The 25,749-nt window shown below is 44.4% G+C and carries 20 protein-coding genes; 10 read left to right on the forward strand and 10 right to left on the reverse strand.

What is annotated here, in order from left to right:
- Positions 1-13: 13 nt before the first annotated feature.
- The 4 genes from ACT3ID_RS01865 to ACT3ID_RS01880 all read left to right on the forward strand — a co-directional run bounded on the left by ACT3ID_RS01865 (position 14) and on the right by ACT3ID_RS01880 (position 5,257).
- A complete protein-coding gene (locus ACT3ID_RS01865) occupies positions 14-1,909 on the forward strand; it encodes a M1 family metallopeptidase (RefSeq protein WP_491540274.1) in 1,896 nt (631 codons plus the stop codon).
- A 187-nt stretch (positions 1,910-2,096) separates the two neighbouring features.
- Complete coding sequence (locus ACT3ID_RS01870) at positions 2,097-3,281, forward strand: NAD(P)-dependent malic enzyme (RefSeq protein WP_491540275.1); 1,185 nt, start codon at positions 2,097-2,099, stop codon at positions 3,279-3,281.
- A gap of 310 nt (positions 3,282-3,591) precedes the next feature.
- Positions 3,592-4,203 carry an RNA polymerase sigma factor SigZ gene (gene sigZ / locus ACT3ID_RS01875; RefSeq protein WP_491540276.1) on the forward strand — a complete coding sequence of 204 codons (612 nt, stop codon included), beginning with the start codon at positions 3,592-3,594 and terminating at the stop codon, positions 4,201-4,203.
- Positions 4,204-4,861: 658 nt separating this feature from the next.
- Complete coding sequence (locus ACT3ID_RS01880; RefSeq protein ID WP_491540277.1) at positions 4,862-5,257, forward strand: ArsI/CadI family heavy metal resistance metalloenzyme; 396 nt, start codon at positions 4,862-4,864, stop codon at positions 5,255-5,257.
- Between the two features lie 20 nt (positions 5,258-5,277).
- Here ACT3ID_RS01880 and ACT3ID_RS01885 read toward each other — a convergent pair whose 3' ends face one another.
- Positions 5,278-5,985, reverse strand: coding sequence for a DUF2306 domain-containing protein (locus ACT3ID_RS01885; protein ID WP_491540278.1), 708 nt, complete (start codon positions 5,983-5,985; stop codon positions 5,278-5,280).
- Positions 5,986-6,115: 130 nt separating this feature from the next.
- Positions 6,116-6,778 carry a LytR/AlgR family response regulator transcription factor gene (locus ACT3ID_RS01890; protein WP_491540279.1) on the reverse strand — a complete coding sequence of 221 codons (663 nt, stop codon included), beginning with the start codon at positions 6,776-6,778 and terminating at the stop codon, positions 6,116-6,118.
- Positions 6,779-7,053: 275 nt separating this feature from the next.
- Here ACT3ID_RS01890 and ACT3ID_RS01895 point away from each other — a divergent pair, with 275 nt between their 5' ends.
- The 6 genes from ACT3ID_RS01895 (at position 7,054) to ACT3ID_RS01920 (ending at position 14,478) form a co-directional block, all read left to right on the forward strand.
- Positions 7,054-8,172, forward strand: coding sequence for a trans-sulfuration enzyme family protein (locus ACT3ID_RS01895; protein WP_491540280.1), 1,119 nt, complete (start codon positions 7,054-7,056; stop codon positions 8,170-8,172).
- Positions 8,173-8,368: 196 nt separating this feature from the next.
- Complete coding sequence (locus ACT3ID_RS01900) at positions 8,369-8,701, forward strand: hypothetical protein (protein ID WP_491540281.1); 333 nt, start codon at positions 8,369-8,371, stop codon at positions 8,699-8,701.
- 301 nt (positions 8,702-9,002) lie between these two features.
- Positions 9,003-10,802 carry a 2-oxoglutarate dehydrogenase, E2 component, dihydrolipoamide succinyltransferase gene (sucB, locus tag ACT3ID_RS01905; protein WP_491540282.1) on the forward strand — a complete coding sequence of 600 codons (1,800 nt, stop codon included), beginning with the start codon at positions 9,003-9,005 and terminating at the stop codon, positions 10,800-10,802.
- Positions 10,803-10,898: 96 nt separating this feature from the next.
- On the forward strand, positions 10,899-11,747 hold the full coding sequence (panC, locus tag ACT3ID_RS01910) for a pantoate--beta-alanine ligase (protein WP_491540283.1): 849 nt from the start codon (positions 10,899-10,901) through the stop codon (positions 11,745-11,747).
- A gap of 8 nt (positions 11,748-11,755) precedes the next feature.
- Positions 11,756-12,178: an aspartate 1-decarboxylase gene (gene panD / locus ACT3ID_RS01915; RefSeq protein ID WP_491540284.1), complete on the forward strand. Its 423-nt coding sequence runs from the start codon at positions 11,756-11,758 to the stop codon at positions 12,176-12,178.
- A 263-nt stretch (positions 12,179-12,441) separates the two neighbouring features.
- Positions 12,442-14,478, forward strand: coding sequence for a prolyl oligopeptidase family serine peptidase (locus ACT3ID_RS01920; RefSeq protein ID WP_491540285.1), 2,037 nt, complete (start codon positions 12,442-12,444; stop codon positions 14,476-14,478).
- A 414-nt stretch (positions 14,479-14,892) separates the two neighbouring features.
- On the opposite strand, the gene mddA is transcribed toward ACT3ID_RS01920, so the two are convergent.
- The 8 genes from mddA to ACT3ID_RS01960 all read right to left on the reverse strand — a co-directional run bounded on the left by mddA (position 14,893) and on the right by ACT3ID_RS01960 (position 25,699).
- On the reverse strand, positions 14,893-15,633 hold the full coding sequence (mddA, locus tag ACT3ID_RS01925) for a methanethiol S-methyltransferase (protein ID WP_491540286.1): 741 nt from the start codon (positions 15,631-15,633) through the stop codon (positions 14,893-14,895).
- Between the two features lie 39 nt (positions 15,634-15,672).
- Positions 15,673-16,152: a hypothetical protein gene (locus tag ACT3ID_RS01930; protein WP_491540287.1), complete on the reverse strand. Its 480-nt coding sequence runs from the start codon at positions 16,150-16,152 to the stop codon at positions 15,673-15,675.
- Between the two features lie 39 nt (positions 16,153-16,191).
- Positions 16,192-16,974: a methyltransferase domain-containing protein gene (locus ACT3ID_RS01935; RefSeq protein ID WP_491540288.1), complete on the reverse strand. Its 783-nt coding sequence runs from the start codon at positions 16,972-16,974 to the stop codon at positions 16,192-16,194.
- A 215-nt stretch (positions 16,975-17,189) separates the two neighbouring features.
- Positions 17,190-20,618, reverse strand: coding sequence for an ATP-binding protein (locus tag ACT3ID_RS01940; RefSeq protein ID WP_491540289.1), 3,429 nt, complete (start codon positions 20,616-20,618; stop codon positions 17,190-17,192).
- A 360-nt stretch (positions 20,619-20,978) separates the two neighbouring features.
- A complete protein-coding gene (locus ACT3ID_RS01945; protein WP_491540290.1) occupies positions 20,979-22,349 on the reverse strand; it encodes a dipeptidase in 1,371 nt (456 codons plus the stop codon).
- 86 nt (positions 22,350-22,435) lie between these two features.
- The gene (locus ACT3ID_RS01950) at positions 22,436-23,212 is read right to left on the reverse strand and encodes a tetratricopeptide repeat protein (protein WP_491540291.1); all 777 of its coding nucleotides are present in this window, start codon (positions 23,210-23,212) and stop codon (positions 22,436-22,438) included.
- Between the two features lie 2 nt (positions 23,213-23,214).
- Positions 23,215-24,993, reverse strand: a complete 1,779-nt coding sequence (locus ACT3ID_RS01955; protein ID WP_491540292.1) for a BatD family protein — start codon at positions 24,991-24,993, stop codon at positions 23,215-23,217.
- Positions 24,977-25,699, reverse strand: coding sequence for a tetratricopeptide repeat protein (locus ACT3ID_RS01960; RefSeq protein WP_491540293.1), 723 nt, complete (start codon positions 25,697-25,699; stop codon positions 24,977-24,979). The genes ACT3ID_RS01955 and ACT3ID_RS01960 overlap by 17 nt, the downstream gene beginning before the upstream one ends.
- Positions 25,700-25,749 lie beyond the last annotated feature (50 nt).

Genomic DNA, 25,749 nt, shown 5'->3' on the forward strand with positions numbered 1-25,749 from the left:
AAAATATTTTAGCATGAAAATCAAAGCTATTACCCTCTGTATCTTATTCTTCTTGATTTCTATTGCCGGATATGCTCAGGATGAGAATTATTGGCAACAACGTGTTGAATACGACATGGAGATTGATGTCGATGTGGAAAATCATCAATTTACCGGCACGCAGGAGCTTACGTACTATAATAATTCGCCGGATACGTTGAATCGCGTTTTTTATCATCTTTATTTCAATGCTTTTCAACCAAACAGCATGATGGATGTGCGGTCGCGTACAATTGAGGATCCCGACAGCCGGGTTATGGATCGCATCCAGAAACTGCCGGATGATGAGATTGGCTATCATCATATCAACAGTCTTAAGCAAAATGGTCAATCAGTTGAATACGATGTAGAGGGTACTATTCTGGAAGTTACGCTTGCTGAGCCTATTCAACCGGGTGAATCTGCTGTATTTAATATGGATTTTGAAAGCCAGGTGCCGCGCCAGATACGTCGTACCGGATGGATGAATAAAGAGGGTGTAGAATTTTCGATGAGTCAGTGGTATCCCAAAATCTCGGAATATGACGAAGATGGCTGGCATCCCAACCCGTATATAGCTCGTGAATTTCATGGTGTATGGGGCGATTTTGATGTAAAAATATCTATCGACAGTTCGTATGTAATTGGTTCTACAGGTCATCTGCAAAATCCCGAAGAAATTGGCCATGGCTATGCCGATGACTATGAACGTCCTCAATCCCAAAAATTAACCTGGCACTGGCAGGCTGAAAACGTGCACGATTTTTTCTGGGGCGCCGATCCTGATTTTACGCATACTCAAAAACAGGTACCGGGTGGACCCATGCTGCACTTTTTCTATCAGACCGATCCCGTTGCTGAAAATGCCGATGCTAACAGACAGCAACAATTGCTGCAAAACTGGAAGCAACTACCTGAATATGCTTCACAGGCTTTCCAGTATGTAAGTGAAAACTATGGTGAATATCCCTATGACAAGTACTCTTTTGTTCAGGGTGGTGATGGAGGTATGGAATATCCTATGGGGACTCTGATCACCGGAAATCGATCGCTACGGAGTTTGGTTGGGGTCAGCGTGCATGAACTGTTGCATGCCTGGTATCAGGGAGTGCTGGCCACTAATGAAAGCCGCTATGCATGGATGGACGAAGGATTTACTTCTTATGTCTCATCAAAGACAATGAATCATCTATTCAATGGCGGACAAAATGGTGATCCGCACCAGGGTTCGTATCGTTCCTATTTTAATATTGTTGAAGATGGACAGGAAGAAGCGCTTGATACTCATGCAGATCATTTTGAGACAAACCGGGCCTATGGTGTGGCCTCATACTCCAAGGGCGCTATCTTTGTACATCAGCTGGGATATATTATCGGCGATAAGACTCTCAACCAAACAATGAACCACTACTTTCAGGATTGGAAATTCAAACATCCCGACGGCCGCGATTTTCTGCGCATTGCCGAAGAGGAATCAGGTATGATTCTGGACTGGTATTACGAGTATTTTATTGAAACCACCAAAACGATTGACTATGGCATTGTCTCTGTTCTCAGCGATGATAAATCTACTTATGTAACGCTTGAGCGTAAAGATTTAATGCCTATGCCAATCGACCTGATGGTAACCTATGAAGATGGCAGCAAAGAGCTTGTTTATATCCCAATGAGAATTATGAGGAACAATAAACCCAATGAATTTCCGGATGTTCAGCGTACGATAAAGCCCGACTGGCCATGGGTAAATCCAACATATACGCTCGAAATTGACAGACCATCTTCTGATATACACAGCATAGAGATTGATCCATCAAAACGAATGGCTGATATAAACCGTGAGAATAATATCATTAATCTTGATAAATATATGAACCAATTCAGTACAGAATAAGGCTCATAGGCCTGAAGCCCGGGGAGTAATCCCGGGCTTTTAAATCATTAAAAAGCTTTTTCTTTTTTCATACTCTGCTTACCTTCCACGATCAAAAATTTTTACACTCTTCCAAATTAAAAACTTCTTACTTTAGGAATGCCCAACCCGGGCATCGTTATTGTTAAAAAGTAGTAAATTACGTTTTATGTCTTCTTCTGAAGAAAAAGATTACGATAAGCTCTCCATTGAAGCACACAAAAAATATAGTGGCAAAATAAGCATCAAATCCAAAATGCCATTGGATACCCGCGAAGATCTGAGTATCGCCTATACACCGGGAGTGGCTGAACCCTGCCGCCAAATTTATAAGGATCGCGACAAAGCCTATGATTATACGTGGAAAGGCAATACCGTAGCAGTTGTTACGGATGGATCTGCCGTGCTGGGACTGGGGGATATTGGCCCCGAAGCTTCGCTACCTGTTATGGAAGGGAAATGTGTGCTTTTTAAGAAGTTTGCAGGCGTAGATGCTGTGCCGGTGGTTTTAGATACAAAAGATCCGGATGAAATTATCACAGCTGTAAAAGCTATCGCACGAACTTATGGTGGTATAAATCTGGAGGATATTGGATCACCGCGCTGTTTTGAAATTGAACAGCGTCTAAAAAAAGAACTGCCCGTGCCTGTTATGCACGATGATCAGCACGGAACAGCTATCGTAACATTGGCCGGCATGATCAATGCGATGCGGGTGACAGGACGTAATCTTAATGATTTGAAAATTGTTATCAACGGTTCTGGAGCTGCTGGTGTAGCTATTGTTAAACTATTGCAGCATGTAGGTGTGCATGAGATTTTGATGTGTGACAGTCGCGGTATCCTGTATCGTGGACGTCCAGAGATGAATGACGTAAAGCAGGAGATGGCTGAAATTACTAACCGTCAGCGGGTAAAAGGGAAACTTGGAACTGCTCTCGAGGATGCGGACGTATTTATTGGTGTTTCGGTGCCTAATGTGTTGACCAAAGATATGATCAAGAGAATGAGGCCCAATCCCATTATCTTTGCGATGGCCAATCCGGTTCCTGAAATTATGCCTCAGGATGCCCATGATGCCGGAGCGGGTATTGTGGCTACAGGACGTTCGGACTTTCCGAACCAAATCAATAATGTTCTTGCTTTTCCCGGACTTTTCCGTGGAGCCCTGAATGCTCGAACTGAAAATTTTTCTTATAAAATGTATGTGGCAGCGGCGTACGGCATTGCTAATTGCGTAGACGATCCTACCCCTGAAGAGATTATTCCCAGTGCTTTTGACGAGCGTGTGGCCGAAAATGTAGCCCAGATCGTGGAAGATGTCTGCGAAGAGGATAAAGAGGGGATGTTTTAGAGTTAACATCAGATTTAAACTAACCTGTCATCTCGACCGGAGGGAGAGATCTTTGTTTTGATGTAGGAGTAAAACAAAGATTTCTCACTTCATACGAAATATTTCGGGATTCGTTCGAAATGGCACGAGTGGTGAGGTTGATCCCCGTTTTGTTTCAAGCGTCCACGCTTGAAACAACATGCAATCTCCTTGCTATTCGCCGGACAGCTCACAAAAAACGTGCATAATAGTCTTAGCAGATCCTGTATCTTTTCCCGAATTTCATCTTTATTTTGGTGAAGAATATATCCGGTAAAGTAACTTGAACAATATGTCGCAGAAGAAGATTGATACGGAATTGCTCTGGCGAAAATTCAGCGACCAGGTGCGGGGATTTATTCGATCAAAAGTACCAAATGATGAAGTTGCCGAAGATGTGTTGCAGGATATTTTTATTCGTATCCACGAAGGCATTGGAAGCCTGCAGCAGAAAGATCGCGTCCAGTCGTGGGTATTTGGAATCGCCCGAAGAGCCCTGGCCGACTACTACCGTTCTAAGGGTCGAGATAAAGAGAAACCGGCTGGGACAGACATTAAAACGGAAGGAGACGAAGATCCTACGCTGGATTTGAATGAGTTCGAAGGTGAACATGGCGTCCATGAAGAAGTGCTGTCATGGCTGATCCCCATGATTGATGAGCTGCCGGAGAAATATGGAAAGCCGCTCAAAATGGCCGATGTGGAGGGTAAGACGCAGCAAGAAGTGGCTGACTACCTTGGTTTGTCACTATCGGGAGCTAAATCACGTGTACAGCGTGCGCGTCAAAAACTCGGTGAAGTGCTGGCTGCTTGCTGTGAGGTTGAATTTGGTGAAGAGGGACGTGCTGTAGCGTATCACAAAATGAAAGATGAAGATGGGAAAGAGGCCTGCGAAGATTGTTAGGTAGCCTAGGGTTTTCTGACTTCACGGTTTTAGTTGTATGGCCTAAGAATTGTATGGCTAAGGCCAAAGGATGCGGGTGTGGATTTTGTACCGGTAATTTCCTGATAACTATGCAAAGAAGAAAAAGGACCATTAAAATCCGCGCATCCTGCAGGCGGAAGCCGGATTCACAATTCTTCAGCCCGTCCTGTGGAATGCTACAAAGTAGCCCTCCGATAAATCGGAGGATTCCACGGAGGACCTTGATTTTTAGCCCCTTTTGTATCAAGACAAAAGGGGTATCAGAAACAATCATCTAATATTCAGTTAGTATAAGATTAGCAACAGATATGTTTCCGTTCATTTTTTCAGTCAAGAAAAAACGAACCAAAAAATTGACCGGCTGTGAAAACTAAGTCATCAGTTTCGGTGACACTTCGGCAAGTAATTTATACTTGCTCCGAAAGTCACGGAGCTTCGGACAGGAAGTTATTTGTATTCCTCACCATCACCTACAACTATTCGAATGACTTACTTCTCTAACGCCGGTTTTTTAAACCTTATTCTATGCCAGCCATCTTTAAAGATCTTGGTTAATTTTGCGTCTTTTTCGGTTGAGTTACGACTACATAGGTGTAAACGGTTAATTATAATATTAAACACCTAATAGGAGACCATTATGAAACGGATGCATATAATGTTAAAAGTGAACAATCTTAGCGAATCAGTAGAATTCTATAGCTCGCTCTTTGGCGTAGATCCAACAAAGCAAAAAGAGGATTATGCCAAATGGATGCTTGACGATCCACGTGTGAACTTTTCGATCGCTGAGCGTGAAGGAGCCAAAGGAATAGAACATCTCGGTATCGAAGCGGAATCCGAAGAAGAGCTCCAGGAGCTGCGTTCAAACATCAATCGCACACACGGACTGGCACGTAATGAAGGGGAAACTACCTGCTGCTATGCCAACTCCGACAAAACATGGATCGCCGACCCACAGGGCGTCGAGTGGGAGGCGTTCCGTACATTCGGGGAAAGCGAGGAGTATGGTGTTGAAGAAGAAGCCTGCTGCTAATTCTAAAATGAGCCCGGCTTTTATGCCGGGCTTCTCTTTTGCGTTTGGGGATTGGTTGCAGAGGTATCCCGATTAAATTTCTGATTGTATTTCCTTACCCAATAGGCAATAACCGGCGTGCCTATAACAGTGGGACCCAGCCATACAACAATCATCGGAAGAAAAGTGACATTGACCACCAGAAATGCCGTAAAAGTAGCTATATATGCAGCAAGCATCCCCTGGATGTGAGTGAACATCCACTGAAATTTACTCGGGTTTAACCATCCGATGCCCATAGCTAAATCACGGCCTGTAAAAACCGCAAAGATTATCCCGAAAACCAATAAAATTATTTTAGTTTCTTGCAGTAGTGGATTTTGAACGATCTTTAATACTGTACCCAGAGATATAGCGACCATGGCAATACCTGTGGTAAAAAACAGCGGGACGAGAATCTTGTCAAAAATATGTACGACACCGGTAAGTGGTTTATTCTTCCACCGGATAGCCCGGTAACCTGACCACGTGAGATAAAAACTAAACAGGCTGATAAAAAGAAGGAATAAATTAGGTCGTATTATTGACAGGCACACAGCGGTAATGGCCACCAAAATCATGCTCCCAAAATAAATGCGCCCTGATCGGATGTGCCATTTCTTGCCCTTCCGGGTTGTGATGGCAATAAATCCTGTTACTAGTGCTGCAAATCCCACAAGTATATGAATAGTTAAAATTATTTGAGTCATATTTATCTGTGAGTGCAAAATTTTAGTCGTTAAGTGTAATGTTTTATTGCTCTGCAGGAAAGCTATCAAATGAATGGCTTAAGATTGTAGAGAAGGGATGAAATGCAACAGTGAGGGATAGAATGTAAGTCTAATTGTCCGATAGCTGTTGATTGAAACGATCAATGTAAGTTTTTGAGACTGGTATTGTAGTATCGGTATTTCGGAGTAATAGAGTGTACCCTCGGGCATTACCGGAAATATCGATGATCTGCATCAGGTTGACAATGTATGAGCGGTGGCACCGTATGATTTGGGGGTGCGAAATGTAGTCCTCTAAGTCTTTAAGTGTTCCACGCAGTAGTTTTTGCTTAGTTTTGGAATTCATTCGGTAAACTACCTGGATGTAGTTGTCGGCTGACGTTATGTAGAGTAGTTCATGGGGATTAAGTTGTAGCCGATCATCGCTGTTGGATGATAGAATGATGAGGTCAGATGAATTTTTAGTTCTTTGTCTTAGTCTATCACGGAGCTTTTGAGCCTTGTCCATGTTCTTTTTGTAGAGGCGGATGAAATCTACAAACACCATACCCATAATGGGAAATAGTCCAACGAGAAGAACCTGGCCAAGTGAGATGAGCATGTTCCAAACTGTAAAATTACTAAGGCCAATGAAGTTGGAATAGATTAAGTTGATTAAAGCGATAGTTAACAGGATCCAACTGTTCCATACAATATGCTTACCTACGGTCCATATTTCATCTAATGGATACTGGTTGACAGTCCAGTTGGAAGCGATAAAATTGAGACTCATAGCTACAGCGGTACATCCACCGTATCCCAGACAAATTATTAAACGATTATAGGTTGGTAAATTGTGGAGGTTGAATGGCTCAAAGATGAAAAGGAACAGGAAAACGAATATAGAAACGAGTATTACAGACCAGATTTGTCTGATTGAATTTGTATCTGCCGGATAAGGGTTATTGAAAATACTGAGCAGTCGCAAAAAGCTCATTAGGTTTTGAAGGAATTATTCTATTTTTATTGCAATAAATTACAAACTATCGAGCATAAATAATTTTAACTATGCATAAAGAAACCAAAGCTATTCACGCCGCCATGGAAGTGGCACTTGATAATCCAGATATCGTACCGCCGGTGCATCGGTCTACCGTTTACGAAATTGATGAGGAAGGTCGTAACGATGATGACTGGCATTATACGCGCAATGACAATCCTAACCGCGTGCAGTGGGAACATGTATTAAAAGAGCTCGAAGAAGGATCTGCGGCTACAGCTTTTTCGAGCGGAGTAGCGGCGGCATCCGCAGTGTTTCACGCTTTACAGCCCGGCGACCATATCATCATTCCCGAAGATGTGTATGCCGGAAATCGAAAACTTGTCAATGATTTAATGAAGCCGTGGGGATTGCAGGCCGACTTTATTGATATGACCGATCTGCAAAATATCGAGGATCATATCCGGGAGAATACCCGGCTCATCTGGATAGAAACACCCTCCAATCCGCTGATGAATATCATGGATATTGAGACGATCAGTGAACTGGGACATGATAACGAAGCTATTATCTGCGTGGATAATACATGGCCGACACCAATTAATCAGATGCCATTGAAGCTGGGCGCTGATCTTGTGGTGCATTCTACGACGAAATATTTTGGCGGTCATAGCGATATCCTGGGCGGAGCCGTGGTAGCAAAACGTAAGGATACTGTTTTTGAAAAGATCAGGGATATCCAGCAGACCGGAGGTGCGGTACCTTCTCCCGATGACTGCTGGATGTTGGCACGTAGTACTCGCACGCTGCCCTATCGAATGCGAGCTCATAACAAAAATGCAGGACAGCTGGCGAAATTTTTGCAAGACCATCCAAAAGTAGAGAAAGTTTTTTATCCAGGATTGAATACACACGTAGGACATGACATCGCAGCCAAACAGATGAGCGGTTATGGTGGTATGATTTCATTCCTGATTAATGGCTCACAGAAGGATGCGATCGAAATTGTGGGGAGATCGAAGCTCATTGGTCGGGCAACAAGCCTCGGCGGTGTAGAATCCACATGGGAGCATCGTCGAAGCAGCGAGGGCGAAGACTCGATAACGCCGGCCAACTTGATTCGCATTAGCGTAGGACTGGAACATCCGGATGATCTGCTGGAGGATTTGGAAAGGGCTCTTGCGTGATTCGTAACGAGTAATGCGTAATCCGTGATACGTTTCTTTCTTATTAAGGAAATTGTTTTAGGGTGAGACACATATTTAAAATCATGATAACTTCCCGCTGATTGTGCAGATTTCGCAGAAATAAATATCTGCGTAGATCAGCGTGATCTGCGGGCATAATCACGCATGAGGTATTACGAATCACGAGTTAATAGCCATGTCAAAAACCGCCTTCTACATAAAACTCTTCCACTCTTTTCTATTTTTTCTGATTGCCATAAGTACCATCTACGTATTTGTTACAGCAGCACTGAATCAAATTAACACGGTCACCTGGTGGGCTTTTGGTGTAGCAATTGTTGAGTTGCTTGTATTACTGCTAAATGGCTGGCGTTGTCCGCTGACTGATCTGGCCGAGAAGAAAGGCGCTGAAGTAGGATCGGTGGCTGATCTGTTTTTGCCCCAATGGCTTTCGGAATATCTGTTTACCATTTTTGGGATTGTCTTTGCTCTCGCTTGTGTGCTGTTGGTCTGGAGACTGTGGGTGTAGCCAACGCCATCCTACGGCTGGTGTTGGCTCGGATGGATTGTCGATTTAGCTACACCTTATGCATTACGCATCACACGTCATTCAGAAATAGAACAGAAATTCTTATTCGGCAAATACTATGTGATCGTTTTAACGATAGTCAGAGCTAACTAATTGGTTACTTAAATATGGGTAATCAACTGCTAAATATTTTGATCTAATTCCATTTATTGTGATCTTTGAGAGCTGATTATTGAGCGGAAAATCAGTGGTTATTTATTCAATAATTTTCGGAAATTTTAACGATATAAGCTGAGTAACGATGGCCAGAGTTGAAGTAGAAATGCCCCAGATGGGCGAATCGGTAATGGAAGGGACTGTCATCGAGTGGACCAAATCTGTCGGTGACAAAGTAGAAGAAGATGAAACCCTTTTAGAAATTGCTACCGACAAGGTAGATACCGAAGTGCCCTCACCTCAAAGTGGAATTCTCATAGAAATTTTAGCTGAAGAAGGGGATACTATTGAGGTCGGACAGGCAATTGCCGTGATAGAAACCGATCCTGATGCTGCTGATACTTCTGGCGATGGTGGTGGAGAAGCTCAGGCTGAAGCTGAACCTCAGCAAGAAGAAGCGGAAGAGTCGGCAAAGGAAGAAAAACAGGTCGAAGAAGAGCCCGAGCCGGCTGCTCAGCCAGTCGCCGAAGAAGCCGATGAAGAAGGCGAACGCATCGAGATCCAGATGCCTAAAATGGGCGAATCGGTGATGGAAGGTACGGTCATCGAATGGGTCAAATCGGTTGGCGATGAAGTTGAAGAGGATGAAACACTGCTCGAAATTTCAACCGACAAAGTAGATTCGGAAGTTCCCTCTCCGCAGGCCGGAACGCTGGTGGAAATCCTTGTTGAAGAGGGTGAGACCATTGAAGTCGGACAAACGATTGCCATTATTGCTACCGGTAAAGCTGCTTCAGGAAAGGCTCCTTCTGCTGCACCTTCTGAATCCAAGGCGCAAAAGCAGGAAACAAAAGCGACGGCAGAACCGAAGAAAGCTGAACAAAAGAAAGAGCCTGCTACCACAAATGGCGCGCCGTCCGGTGGTACAGAACCGCAGCGAATTGGCAGTGACGGACGTTTTTACTCTCCGCTTGTACGGTCAATCGCTAAAGAAGAGGGTATTTCCCAGGAAGAGCTTGAAAGTATTGAAGGATCCGGACAGGGCGGTCGCGTATCCAAAGAGGATGTGATGAATTATCTTGAGGAGCGCGAAAGCAAAATTGAAGAACCGGCAGAGCCTGCTCAACAAGCTGCCCAGCCGGCGGCACGGAAAGGCGGTCCTAAAGAAGGAGAACAACGATCGATCTCGGCCGGTGAACTTGATATCGAGCGGCCATCCGAAAACGTGGAGACCATCAAGATGGATCGCATGCGCAAGATGATTGCCGAGCATATGGTGCGGTCTAAACAGACATCAGCACATGTGACGACGTTTTCTGAAGTGGATGTGACCAATCTCGTACGCTGGCGCGAAGCAAATAAAGAAGAGTTTAAACAACGGGCAGGCGTTAAGCTGACTTATACTCCGCTCTTTATAGAGAAAATCATTCAGGCAATTCGGGAATTCCCGCTGATCAACAGCTCTGTGGATACCGAGAATGATCAAATTCTATTGAAGCGTGATATCAATTTTGGTCTGGCCGTTGCCCTCGGCGAAGGTGGCAAAGGCGGACTGATCGTGCCGGTGATCAAGCAGGCCCAGGAAAAGAATCTCGTGGGACTTGCGAAGGCGGTTAACGATCTTGCTGTAAAAGCACGCAATAAGAATTTGAATCCTGATGATCTGGTTGGTGGCACCATTACACTCACCAACTACGGAAGTGTGGGTAACCTGATGGGTACTCCGATTATTAATCAGCCGCAGGTTGCGATCATGGGTACCGGGGCAATAGAAAAACGTCCGGTTGTTCGCGAGACATCGGAAGGAGATGTTATTGCAATTCGTCATATGATGTATCTGTCGATGAGCTACGACCACCGTATCATTGACGGAGCACACGGAGGTACATTTCTCAATCGTGTGAAAGAACTGCTGGAGAATTTCGATCCCGAGCGCGCTGTATAGGAACCGCAGAATATCCAACAAGGAACCGAAGAGTTCTGATTTGACAGATCTTAATTCGCCATTCCTTATTCAATATTCGAAATTCAGAAAAATTTTATGAATACCTTTTCGGAAATTGAATCATTGCGGGATTATATTAAACGGGTGAAACGGACTGGCAAGTCGATTGCTTTTGTTCCGACTATGGGGGCTTTGCACGGGGGGCATTTGTCGCTGTTTCGGCTTGCCCGGGAGCATGCCGACGAGGTGGTCGCATCAATCTATGTGAATCCCGAACAGTTCGGGCCCGATGAAGATTTTGATGAATATCCGCGTGAATTAGAGCAGGATTTGGTTAAATGTGAAGAAGAAGGCATTGCCGCCGTTTTTGCACCCACTGATAAGATCATGTATCCCGGCCGACAGTATTTGAGCATCGAAATTGATGAACTTAATGAATATATGGACGGCGGCTCACGTCCCGGTTTTTTCGAGGGAATCTTGCTGGTGGTAAACAAGCTTTTTAACATTATTGAGCCGGATATTGCAGTATTTGGACAAAAGGATATCCAGCAGTTTCGGATTTTGCAGCAGATGGTCAAAGAGTTTAATCACGATGTGAAACTCGTTATGGGGCCGATACAACGAGCGAATGACGGGTTAGCGCTGAGTAGCAGAAATAAATATTTGAATGATGAACAGCGGAAGCTGGCTCCGGGATTGTATCGAGCACTGAGATATGTAGGAAAGCAGATATCTGACGGCGCAAAAAATGTTAAACTGTTGACAGAGCATCAGAAAAATGAATTGGAAGCAAAAGGGTTTAAAATTGATTATCTTAACCTGTTTTCTTTCGAAAAGATGAAACCGGTTGACAAACCCGAAGCAGGAAACAAATATATTCTTGCTGGCGCCGTTTATTTGGGAGAAACGAGGCTAATAGATAATCTCATTATTGAAAAATAAGTACGACGATGAAGCTGACGATGTTCAAATCTAAACTGCATCAGATGAAGGTAACCGAGGCGAACCTTCATTACGAGGGAAGTATTACTATTGATAAAGAACTTCTTGATAAAGCAGGCATACTTCCCTATGAAAAAGTTCAGGTTGTAAATATTACCAACGGTGCCCGATTGGAAACCTACACTATACCCGGTGAAGCGGGATCGCGCATTTGTTGTCTGAATGGTGCCGCAGCGCGTAAGACGCAGGTTGGGGACCGAGTGATTATCATTTCTTACGCAGAGATGAGCCCCGAAGAAGCCAAAGATTTTAAGCCCAGGGTTGTTATTGTGGATGAGGAAAATAATCCCAAAAAGATTATAGACGAAACAGAGCCTGCAACCTCATATGATTTAAAAACGGGTTTGGTGGACAATACAGTGGTTGATTGATTGTTTAGATCCTAAGGAGTGAAGTCGATATGATATCAAATAGGCTCATTTCACCAGCATGATTCTTTCCTGATGTGTGTTTATCCTGGACGAATCCATAGTAAATCCATTCCTACCAAAAATAGTAGACATTATGATTGAAGGGGTTCGTTCAAATAGCTATAATTCGTTGCACCAAAAATCTCTGAATAACAAAATCATCTGTGCTACTCCCGGGATAGCTGTATAGGTTCAATTGATATTTCAAATAAAATGATCTGTTTATGAAACGCTTAATACTTCCTCTCTTTGTCATCTTTTTATTACCCATAGTATTAACAGCACAATCTACTCAATCCTTTACCGGCATGGATGTATTCGAGCTGGAATGGGTTGAAGATCCGCAGATATCTCCTGATGGTGAACAGATTGTGTATGTTCGTCGTGGAATGGATAAAATGAAAGACCGGCGTATTTCTCGATTATGGATGATGAATGTGGATGGTTCTGATCACCGGAAAGTAACTACTCGTGATATCAACGAAAGTAATCCCCGCTGGTCGCCCGACGGCAGCCGGATTGCATTCACTTCATCATCGGAGGATGATGGCAGTGAAATCTACATTTATTGGGTGGAAAGCGGAGCCCTTTCGAGGATTACCCAGCTAGAGGAATCCCCGAGAGGTATTACGTGGTCGCCTGATGGAGAGCAACTGGCATTTAATATGAAAGTGCCCGAGTCAAACCCCAAGCTGGCGGATTCTAAACAGCCGCCAAAAGGAGCAGAATGGGCAGATAACCCGCGCGTTACGACACGACTTAACTATGAGTCCGATGGTTCCGGTTATATAGATCCGGGCTATACCCATATTTTTACTGTACCTGCGGAGGGTGGTGCGCCACGTCAGATTACCGAAGGTGATTACCATTATTCCGGCAGTCCGGCGTGGAGCCCCGATGGCGAACGTCTGATATTTTCAGCTAATCTGAATGAGGACTGGGAGCATAATTTCCGAGAGTCGGAGCTGTACGCAGTGGATGTTGAAACTGGAGACATTGAAACACTCACCAACCGGAATGGACCTGATCGTAGCCCTGCTGTATCTCCGGATGGAGAAACGATCGCTTACCTGGGCTACGATGATAAAATTCAGACGTATCAGATTACCAGGCTATACACCATGGACCCAGATGGCAGCAATGAACAGGAAATAGAACTAAATCTGGATCGAAGTATTTCATCTGTCCAATGGGATGAAGACGGCAATGGACTGTATTTTATGTATGATGATGAGGGCAATACAAAGATTGGACACACTACGCTGAACGGAGAAACTTCAGTGGTGGCAGATGATGTAGGCGGAACTACGGTAGCTCGTCCATATGGCGGTGGTTCCTACTCGTTAGCCGATAATGGTACAATAGCATATAATGAAACCACTCCTTACTATCCGGCTGAGCTGGCTACTGTTTCCCGGAATCAGAATGAGAGAACTAAGCTTACAGCGTTAAATAAAGCTCTGCTGGAGTACCGCGACCTGGGTGAGGTGGAGGAGATCTGGTATACGTCTTCAGTAGACGGACGCGAGATCCAGGGATGGATTGTCAAGCCGCCAAACTTTGATCCGGAAAAAGAATATCCGCTGGTAGTTGAGAATCACGGTGGACCCATTTCCAATTATGGCGATCGATTTTCGCCGGAAATCCAGCTGTATGCCTCGGCCGGTTACGTGGTATTCTACCCCAATCCGCGCGGCAGTACCGGCTATGGAGAAGAGTTTGGTAACTTGCTTTATCACGATTATCCCGGCGATGATTATCACGATGTGATGGACGGTGTGGATGCAATGCTTGCCGAAGGTTATATTGATGAGGACAACCTGTTTGTTACCGGAGGAAGTGCAGGTGGAATCATGACGGCCTGGATTGTTGGCAAGACCGATCGATTTACGGCTTCCGCTGTTATCAAGCCTGTGATGAACTGGATCAGCAAGACGCTCACCGCTGACAATTATTACGGCTATGCTCATTATCGCTATCCGGGTCAACCGTGGGAGAATTTTGAGGAGTATTGGAACTATTCGCCTGTTTCGCTTGTCGGAAACATCGAAACGCCAACGATGGTTATGGTAGGCACTGATGACTTGCGTACGCCACCTTCAGAAGCAAAACAGCTTTATAGTGCTTTAAAGATACGCGATATTGAGACAGCTTATGTGGAGATACCCGGGGCGTCTCATTTTATTGCCAACCGTCCCAGCCAGCTTCTTGACAAAATTGACAATATCATAGCGTGGTTCGAAAGGTATCGGACAGATTAGTAGTAATTTAATGTGAGATTGAGATAAGCCTCATAAATCAGAGGCTTAAACTATTAGCTAGCTGGTTTATTGACAGGACAGGAAAAACCCTTCCGTGTCATGCTGAACTTGTTTCAGCATCTGCAAGCAACTGTTCTTTTAAAAGCTCTTAATGCAACTCTTGCAACAGACCCTGAAATAAATTCAGGGTGACACGGGTTTTGCAAAGGATTTCTTTTGAATTTACTTCTCTCGAGTTCAGTTTAATTTAAACCCGCAAAGTCTAGAAAACTTTGCGGGTTTATTATTTAGTTAAAGCATGTTGAGTGGTTGAAATCTAACAAAACAACTCTGTCATTCCGCATGGCACTGCGGGATGACTAAGTGTTTGTTTTTTGATTATGCCCAACCACTAAATACATTAATTATAGTTTTTCAGCTTTTGCTTCCTTTTGGGAAAGGAAACAGCATAGGCACCTCCTCCTGGTACTCGGCATACTTTTCTCCGTGTTTTCTGAGAAGATCTCTTTCCTCCAGGAACTTTACAGCAATCAATATGTAGAGTGTGGTGGTAATCGAGAAAACCAGATGTCCCAACGTCATGAGCGGAGTAGCCCAGAATGCAATGATAAAACCCAGCATTAAGGGGTGGCGAACAATCTGATACAAGAACGGTTTTTGGAAAGATATGGGCTGAGGCTCAATATCTTTCAGATAATGGTAAACCTGCTTGAGTCCAAACAGCTCAAAATGACTGATCATGAATGTTGACAGCAGGACGATGAGCCAGCCCAAAGCAAACAGACCTTGTATAAAAATAGTGGCTGTTTCATGCTGGACATCCCAGATAACCGTTGTCATAGGACGCCACTGCCAAAATATGAGAATCAGGGCCAGACTTGACAGCAGCACATAGGTGCTCCGCTCGATTTGGGGAGGCACAAACTGTGTCCACCATTCTTTAAAACCGGGCCGCGCCATGATACTGTGCTGCAGGGCAAAAACTGATAGCACGGCCAGGTTTATAATTAGTGCTTGTGTGAAAGGAGTTTCGGGTCCTGTATTGATCGTTTTTGCCACACCGAAATCCCCCACGAAAGCAATAGCGTATAAAAAGCTGCCCAGGAAAAGGATATATGCAATAAGTCCATATATAAAAGCGATTAATTTTTTCATAATATGAGTTTTTAATGTACTTGAGGATTTAATTTTGCCTTAATTATTGACAGTCCATTTTCCGTCGCGGTATTCACCGTTTTGGAATGTGGCGCGGTTTCCATCCTCATCAATGAAGTACCCGCTTTCATACACCAGTCTGGACTCACCATCCTCAATGAGATGAATTTTTTCGGGCTCCACAGCATGATTGTAATTGTCATACATCGTACCTTCTACTTCTACGGTTTCGCGGAAATACTGCTGTAGAAAGCTTTGAGGTATATTGACGATGAAATAAAAATTCTCGTCCTCTGTAAATACACCGGTTGTATAGTCGGCTCCGCGGTGGGTAGTTGGACAAAGTACACCGACAACAGCACAGTCGAATCCTGACAACTCACCGGAAACCGTTGTTACATCACTGATATGAGTTGTATTAGATTCGGTAGTCGTCTTCGGATTTATATCCAATCCAAAAACATACATAAAGATTATCGCTGTCATAACAAGTGAAGTGTTCATCTTTGAAAGTCTCATAATATCTCCTCTTCTTATTTTTTAGATTTAGTTTTGAGTTTAATTTTTTTCTCCGGTAAAGACGATGGTATGTGCACCGAGCCCCTTCGCTGCTTTTTTCGTATCCTCGTTAGAACTTCGGGCGAAATAGTCAAGGCGGTCGATAACGGTTACGTTCTCGAATCCGGCAGAACGTATGATCTCGAGATACTCTTCAACCGGTTCAGCTCCGACAATGCATTCAGCCCAGAGCTGGGGATCGGATTTAGACTCCTCGGAAACCGGTTTTGAAAGCACGATATCAGCAATTTGTATACGACCGCCCGGCTTGAGAATTCGATAAGTTTCCCGGAATGCTTTCTCTTTATTCGGTATCAGGTTAAATACCCCGTTACTGATAACGACGTCGGCGGAATTATCTTCCAATGGTATATTATCCGCTTGTCCTTCAACGATGCGGACGTAATCAAGGTCGGTTTTTGCAATATTTTCTTCGGCTTTTGCAATCATCGCCGGCGTCATGTCGATGCCGATGACCTCTCCATCGGATCCTGTCTTTATAGCAGCAATCAGAGCGTCAGCACCAGAACCAGAGCCGATATCGACGACAGTGTCACCTTCATTTATCGCTTTGCCGAGGAATGGGTAGCCGACCCCGGCAAAAGATTCGATGGCTGAATGTGGTATCGCGTCCAGTTCTTTTTCCGGATAACCGAGATTCAAACACGAATTGCGTCCGGTCGGAAAGTGAAACTCTTTATTCGGACAAGCAGCAACGTCTTCATACATTTCCTGTACAGCATTAAATACGGATTTTTGATCGAGTTTTGTTGTAGTTGTCATAATGTTTTCCTTTTTGATAGGTTTGTATTTTAATTCATCCGTAATCTAATGCACGGCTCTTCCCGTGATCTTCCGATATTCTTCCGGCCGTTTTGAGGCTGGTTATTTGTTATTAGTTATTGGTTAATCAGGTAGGTAGAAAGGCTAAAATCTATAGAAAGAACGAGCATTGAATGGGGGCGGATACAAACAACCAGTAACAAATAAACCAATAACTAAATCAGTTGCTTTTGCTGCTCGACCATTCGTTCCAGAAAGTGTGTAATGGGAGAGTGATCTGTTTTCGGAACAGCTTCTTGTAGGATTTGATAGGATTTCTCGATGCACTCTTCGGCCTGCTCTTGATTTTCTTCCGTTACGCAGAGGCTGGATTCTATCATGGCGGCTATCGATTTTCCGATGGGATTTCCGGTTTGCTCGGCAAGCTGTGTAACTTCTTCGCCGCATTCCCGGGCCCGGTCAATATCACTAATTTGCAGGTAGTAATAAGTCAGCCAGGGATATAGCTCCAGAGCGCATGCTGCACACGCTCCCGATTCTTCCAGTAGTTCTTCGCTTTTTTCAACCATTTGACCAGCTTGTTCCATATCTCCTGCCTCAATTCGGTTCCAGAGTCCAACCCCATACAGTCGCTGCAGGCAATGATCGCGAACGGCCGCTTGTCGAGCAAAGGTGAGGCCTTCCTGTACAGCTTTCCAGCCGAGATCGGTCGCTCCCATCAGAGTGTGAAGTACGCTTTTACGGGCCAGGGAGTAAGCCATACCAGCCGGTGATCCTACTTCCTCATGGAGCTCGAAGCTTGAAGTTAATTCTTCTACCGCACGACGCCGTTGCCCCCGCCACAGATGCATGGTGCCTAATGCATAGTGACATACGGCTACGCAGCGCATATCGCCCATTTGTGTGCTTTTTTCCGCTACCTGTTCTATGAAAGAGCGAGCCTGTTGCAGCGGTTGATCACCGGAGACATGGTATTCCCAAAGACAAAGATGAGCATCTGTTGCAACAACAATTTCCGGAGACCAGCCGTAAACCTGTCGTTCCATTTCGTATTCAAGTCCTTCTTCCCAGCGTCCCAGTGGAAGGCAGGTCATAGCCAGAATTTCACAAGCCTGTGATGCTTCGGCCGTTGCATCTACATTTTTAGCAAGTTGCAGCGCTTTTTGTGCTACATCGTATGCGTCTTCAAGTTGGTTGAGATGCCAGAGATGAAGTGCTTTTGTGATATTAAGCCGGGCTTGAGTACAGGGATCGTTTTCGACCAGTTTAAACGCTTTTTCAAGGCATTTTGCCGATTGATCAATATCGGTTCGGAAAATAGCAGCTACTGCCATCTTGCGGTGCAATTCTATCAAATTTGTTTTTGGGAGGGCACCTTCTTCGGCAAGAGCTATGGCTTTTTTATAAGTATCGTAGCACTTTTCTATTTGTCCACAAGCGCGGTATACATCTCCAATACGTTCGAGAATTTCGGCTTTTAAGGTAAGGGCTTCTTCATCTTCTGTCTCGGCCAAAACTTTTCCAATTTTTTGAAATTGTCTGAGCGCATCTTCATGAGCATAAGCACTTTCGGCGCGTTCGCCTCCACGTTTAAGATATCGCGCGCCTCTTAAGCGTTCACCCGATCGAATAAAATGGTAAGCGATCTGTTCGACTGGTTCTTCATCCCTGCTGTCTGACAACTCTATAAGTTTCTGTGCCACCAGATTATGAAGAACCCGACGACGAGCTTCAGAGATCAAGGTATAGATCGTTTCTCGAACAAGTGCATGACCGAATGAGTAGTAGAGTCCGTGTTCTTCAATCAGTCGAACTTGTATTACCTCTTCCAGTGCATCAAAAAAGCTTTTTTCACCGGTATCGTCTCCCCCGCTCCAAACTGATGCCAATAGCTCATAGGGTATTTGCTTTCCTATCACAGCTGCAATGTATAACAGGTGATGAGCCGGCGCAGAAAGAGTTTCCAGCTTCTGTTCAACCAGTTTGCGAAGCGAGTCGGGAATTTTTCCTGTATAAGAGATCGCATCCTTTTTTTTGCTGTAATAATCTGTCGAATTATCGCTATTGGATTCTTCATCCTTAAAATACTGCAGCAGTTCGATAGCAAACAGCGGATTCCCCTCTGAAAGACGATAGATTTGTTCGGTGATTTCGGGTGTTATATTCACTGCTTCGGCCTGGTGATAAAGCAGGTTTGTATGCTCCTCAAAAGACAGAGGTGAGAGGTCCAGTACTGTTACTGAGCCTTCTTTTTTTGTATCAGAAATAATTTCTGATGCCGGTTCTCCAACTTCCTTCCGAAATGTAGCAACGAAGAGAATCGGAAGGTCCTGACAATGCCGAATTAAATAGGAGAGCAATTCACGGCTACCCTGGTCGGCGGCGTGAAGATCTTCTAGTATGATGACAGCTGGTCCGTTTTCGGCTAGATTCGAAAAAAAGCGTTGAACTTGAGCAAACAGGTATCCCTTTGCCGCCAGTTTGTCTGCATGTGGTGCGGGATTGCCACTGCCGGAGTAGCCGGGTATAAGTTGACCAAGCTCTGCAGGTAGCAGTGTTTCTAACTCCGGATAGTTGTGTATTATATCGTCAAACAGTTCAATAAAAGGTCCATAGGCCATCATGCCGCTTCCTTCGTCTGTTTGGCCCAGAAAGAAAGTATGCTCTCTTTGTCTTGTACGTCTGATCAGTTCCCGAACCAGTTGTGTTTTCCCTATTCCAACTTCGCCGCTGATAAACAGAGCTCTACCCTCTCCTTTGGAAAGCTGGCTGAGCATTTTATCAATTGTTTGGCATTCTTCGACGCGGCCGACAATGGGAGACGCCGGACTGGGAATTGTGCCATGATGAGAGTCCTGTTCCTCCGTTTTGGAAAGTCGGCCTTCTCGAATATCATCCAGTATTTCCACGGTCTCGGACGAAGGGCTCATTCCCAGCTCATTTCCCAGGGTCTCTCTGCAAAGATCGTACTGGCGAAGTGCTCGGGTAATCTGTCCCTGGCGGGCAAATATTTTCATCAGGTTACGGTGAGCGGCTTCAAGTGCTGGTTCTTTTTCGAGGGCTAGCCGCAACATTTCAGCAGCATCGGACAGGTTCCCTTGCTGTTCGTACTGCGTTGCCAATTTGGTGAGTGTATCGAGATACAGCTGCCGATAGTGCTCGCGGGGCAATGTACCCCATTCTGCATAGCGATCCATAGGCAGAAAATCACCTGCATATATCGATAGCGCCTTCTCCAAATCGGAAATATTTTGGTCGCGCAATCCATCCCGTGCTGCCTGTTCAAACTGCTGTACATCTGTAACAAGTCCGCCGGGGGGATCTATGCGGATGAGTTCATCCGTAATCTCTATCCAGTCGTCGGAATCATCGGTATGTTCAGCAAAGGCTTTTCGAATGTGGTGAATAGCCTTGTACAATTGAGAAGAAGCGGCTTTCGCATCAAGATCGGGCCATAAAATTTCATTAACGTGGTCCCGAACCATCTGATGATTCCGCTGATGAGAAATTAGCTTGAGAAGAGTTCGAGCCTTACGTCCTTTAATATCAGAATTCTGGAGGGGAGTACCGTCAACAAAGACTGCAAACCGACCAAGCAGGTGCACCTCAAGATGGGACGATGATAGCGGGTCTTGCGTATCCATAATTCCGGCTTTTTATAAAAGGTAAAATCCCAATCCTTACTAATAGTAGATTATTTTTAAGTTAAATAGCAGCGTATCTATTAGCAAACAAGACTGGTATCATCAATAAACAACCAATATTCAAATAATCCTATACTATCTGTAAGAAATATTAAATATGCTTACGTACCGCAGAGTGCGCAGAGATAAATTATTTCCTCCGCGGATACCTCTGATGTATTCTGCGATTAAAAAACTGTAGGCGATAATTTAATGAAAAAGCCGAAGCAGTAGCTTTGGTATAAGGAAAGTAAGTAGTGCTAAAAAGTTAACACTAATTGAAATAAACCACGATCTACTGAAAGGATATCGCTAAGTTAATTATGAATAATCAGGGAGCAGCTCGAAGAATTTGGCAGAGGTTTGAATCCCCCGGTAAAAATCCTTGAGAGCAAATTTTTCGTTGGGGGAATGAATGGCGTCACTGTTGAGGCCGAATCCCATTAAAATAGATTGTGCTCCGAGTACCTTCTGGAAATCAGCAACAATGGGAATCGAGCCGCCCTCGCGGGTAAACAAAGGCTCTTTATTGTATACTTCTTCAAAGGCATCTGCTGCCGCCTGTAAACCATAGAATGATAGGTCCGTCATTGCAGGATGTCCGCCATGATGTTCTTCAACGGTTATCTGCACGGTTTCGGGAGCCAAAGATTCGACATATTTTTTAAAGAGATTCGCAATTTCTTTCGGATCCTGATCCGGAACGAGACGCATACTTACTTTGGCTCCCGCTTTGGCAGGTAATACTGTTTTAGCGCCTTCACCCTGATAGCCGCTCCACATACCATTGATGTCCAGCGTGGGACGTGCGGTAGCGCGTTCCAGTGTGGTATATTCTTTTTCGCCGTTTAACGCGTTAAGTCCCAGCTTTGATTTGTATTCTTCTTCATCAAAGGGAAGTTTTTTGTAAGCTTCACGCTCTTCGTCAGTGAGTTCAATAACATCATCATAAAAGCCAGGGATCTGGATAATACCATCATCATCTTTTAGCTGGGCGATTATCTTGCAAAGCACGTTGGCCGGATTATCAACAGCACCACCGTACACTCCGGAATGCAGATCACGATTGGGCCCCTGAATATTAATCTGCATGTAGGCCAGTCCACGCAGTCCGTATGTGATCGAAGGTGTATCTTCGGCAAACATTGCCGTATCAGAGATAAGCACCATATCGCATTTGAGCAGTTCCTTGTGATCTTCGATGAAAGGTATTAGGCTGGGTGATCCGATCTCTTCTTCCCCCTCAAAAATAAACTTGATGTTAACGGGGAACTCGGAATCGGTCTTTTGATAGGCTTCGAGTGATTTTACATGGGTAAATGATTGTCCCTTGTCGTCACTGGCGCCGCGCGCATAGATATCCCCGTTTTTCACTGTCGGTTCAAAAGGTGGAGAGTCCCATAAATCTTCCGGATCGGGTGGTTGTACATCGTAATGGCCGTAGACTAAAACTGTTGGCTTTGACTCGTCCGTAATCAATTCACCGTAAGCAATGGGATTACCATCAGTCTCGAAAAGCTCAACGCGATCCAGGTCGAGATTTTCCAGCTTACTGATCAGGAAGTCAGCAGCTTTTTTGACATGATCTTTATACGCAGAATCTGTACTGATGCTGGGAATCCGAAGAAAGTCGAAAAGTTCTTCTTTAAATCGCTCTTTATTCTTCTCAATGTACTTGTTTACGTCGGACATAATATTTTCAGAGTTATTAAATATTGCGTATTTCGTAGTCCGTTTGGAGGTGAAGCTAATACGTACTACGGAATACGCAATCAAAGTTAGAGTATAAGTATCTCGCTGTTGGGAATCCATCCATAGAGGCCATTGCTCATCCGAACGTATGACCAGCCGGGTTGGGAATCACTGCGGTAATGATCAACGGTAAAGGTGTATCCTTCATAAGCCTGGCTTACTAATGATGCTTCTTCCTGCGGTTGTTCAACCACCGGAATTTTTTGAGTGACCATTACAGCGGTACTGTACCTTTCTTGCACATAGCTAGTGTAAAAACTGATGCCCATTACTACTATCGAAAGACCAATGATAGTTAATCCTCCAATGCGTAGATATTTGGGATACCAATTTAAAAACCAGTGGCTGACGAATCCCAATACACCAATATTAAGTAAGATGATGCCGATCATTATAAGATTTCTGGTACCGATATTCTGTTGCAACCAATCGGTGGCAATATCCCACGGCAATTTCGGAAGTACGGCCGACTGACGGCTGAATTGTGAGTTGATGTATTCAAGCGCATCATCGGCTTTTTGCTGTGTATCTTCGAACTGTGCTGCTTTCAGAAAGTAATACTTGGCCTTGCCCAGCGAATCCATTCTTTGATAACTGATTCCCAGGTTTAAGAACACTGCTCCCGAAAGATGGTTCTGATTTTCAAGGCTTTGGTATAGTTCAATTGCCTGTTGGTAATTGCCGGTTTCAAGCTCATCATTAGCCTGGTCAAACACCGCCTGCGGGCTTTGACCATAGCTTACTACCGACCAGCTAACGATGATAGCAATTAGTAAGATTGATTTTTGGCAGGAAAAATTCACGATTACAACACCTTTTTCAATTTATCGAGGGTGCTTTGGGCAAGACCTACATGTGATTTCAAATATGCATGGGATGTATCCGGGGCGTAACTGATAGAGGCACACTTGTCTAAAAGCATACGTACATTTTTAACCAGATTTTTGTCGATATTCTCATCTTTAAGAGCTTCTACATACTGTTCATTTGACAAACCCGCCTCGGGCAGATTCAGTCGATCACTTATGAATCCTGTCAGTGCTTTTTGCAGCATGTTGTAAGCCTGTTTAATATTGCCTTTTTCCGAGAGTGAAATAGCCTCTTCGAGTCGTTCAGAGGCTCTGTCGGAGGCTCGTTGAGAACGGGCAAAAGCCTCATTGTTATTCATTTTTTCGATGTAGGATTTTCTCCAGTATCCTATACCAAGTATAATTAGTGGTAAAATAATACCTGCCCAAAACCACCAGCTCAGGGTAAAATCTGTGGATGTGGGGGTTACCCATTGTACTAGTCCGGTAACAGGGTTTACGGGGAAAGCATTTGGCACATCAGAAACGCTTACCGCATCCGGATTTTCACTTACTTCGAAACTCAATGCCGGCAGATCAGTTGTTACGTATCTACCATCGGTGGGATTATAATGGGCTATACTTTTTTCGGGGATGGTATAGCTGCCGGGTGAGCGGGCTACAACTACATCCGTAAATGTTTTATTGCCGCTTATTTGCTGATTCCTGCGATTCAAATTGGAGGTTTCCTGCGGCTCATACACTTCCAAACCATTCGGCAGTTCGTAATCCGGCTTTGAAATGAGCGGTATGTTACCTGTCCCGTTGATATGTGTCGTGATTTCGATCGATTCGCCGACGGTTGCACTGCGGGTGCTTATTTCCCGGGAGACTTCAAAATCGCCAACAGCCCCCAGATATTCACTGCCGTTTGTCGGAGGCAAAGGCTGCACATCAACCGTTATGGGATCACTTGTCAATTCAATTTGGCGCTGATTTCTGCCAAAACCTCCAAAGAAACTGCTGAAAGGATCGTCTCTTGAGCTACTGGATCGGGCAGAGACGATAATTTCGTAAGGACTTATTTCCAGTTCACCGGTTTTTGTTGGAAACAGGGAAAACTGCAGGAGACGGGCTTTTCGGTAGCGTACTCCATCCACAATGGTAGAACTAGCCTGCGGACGCCCACTGTCCTGCAATTCTTCTTTCCAGAATCCTTCGGCTTTCCAACCGGGCACAGGCTGATATGAGTTTACTTCGATTCCATCCCGGAAAAACAGGACGACATCGGTAATAATTTGTTGTCCTGTAACAGGTTGATCATCCGAAACTTCAAGTTGAAGAAAAATATTGGGTGTTTCCGGGCCAGATGATCTTGCGGATTCATTATGATCTACTACTTCTACATTTATAACATTGGTCTGGTATGTTTCTCCATCAATAGAAATAGTTACAGGCGGGATTTGAAAACTGCCTTTGTTCTGGGCAACTAAATAGTAACTATAGGTGTACGAGGTGGTACTTTCACCATTAACATAGCTGTAACTTCGGGATGTTGATGGATTGTTGCTCAGCAGTCGAAATCCCTCAAAATCAGGTAGCTCAGGCCGCGATACATTATTAAAATCACCGCTTATTTCGATAGAGAGGCTAATTCTTTCACCGGTGTAAACTTTGCTTTCCGAGACGGTGGCTTCCACTGAAACCGAAGACTGAGCCCACGCTGGTCCGGAAAGTAAAGCCAGCAAGGGTAGAAAAAGTGTAAGTAAGCGAAAGACTCTACCAATCCTTTTCATTCGTACTTTTGCTGGACTCAGTTTGCTTTTTCTTAAATTCTTGCAGCAACTTCTTCTCTTTTTGTCCCAGTGCCTGCAGGATTTTTTCTGCTTCTTCTTGGCTCATCTGTTGAGGCCGCTGTTGTTGCTGATCCTGTTCCTGCTCTTGTTGATCTTGTTGTTGCTGGTTTTGCTGATCCTGGTTTTGTTGTTGATTCTGATTCTGATTTTGATTTTGCTGCTGTTGTTGCTGGTCCTGATTTTGTTCGTTTTGCTGATTTTGTTGTTGCTGTTGTTGATCCTGATTCTGTTCCTGTTCTTCTTTTTTCTTCTTGGCCAGCTCCAGGTTGTGTTTTGCATCCTCGTCATCAGCAAGGTGACGTAATGATTTTTTGTAATAGTCTATGGCCTTATCCCACTCTTGGCTATCTGAGAATACTTTACCAATGTTATAATTGGCTTTAGCCCGTTCTTCAGGGCTGTCAGTCATAGATTTATACCGCTCAAAAGTGCTGATCGCTTCTTGAATTTCACCGGCCTTGGCCTGAGCAGACGCTAAGTTAAAATACAGCTTGGCATTCTCGGGATCTTCATCAATAGCTTTCTTATAAAGCGTTATCGCTTCTTCGTAGTTGCCGTTTTCATAAGCCTCATTGGCTTTTCGCGCATCTTCTATCGAGGCTCCCATCAGCAAGAAGGACAATAAGATTATCAATAGGTATCTCATAGCTTTAGTCTTTATTAGATCCTTTAACGTCTTAACAGCGACGAAAATTG

It is taken from the genome of Fodinibius sp. GM108 (genome assembly GCF_058386985.1).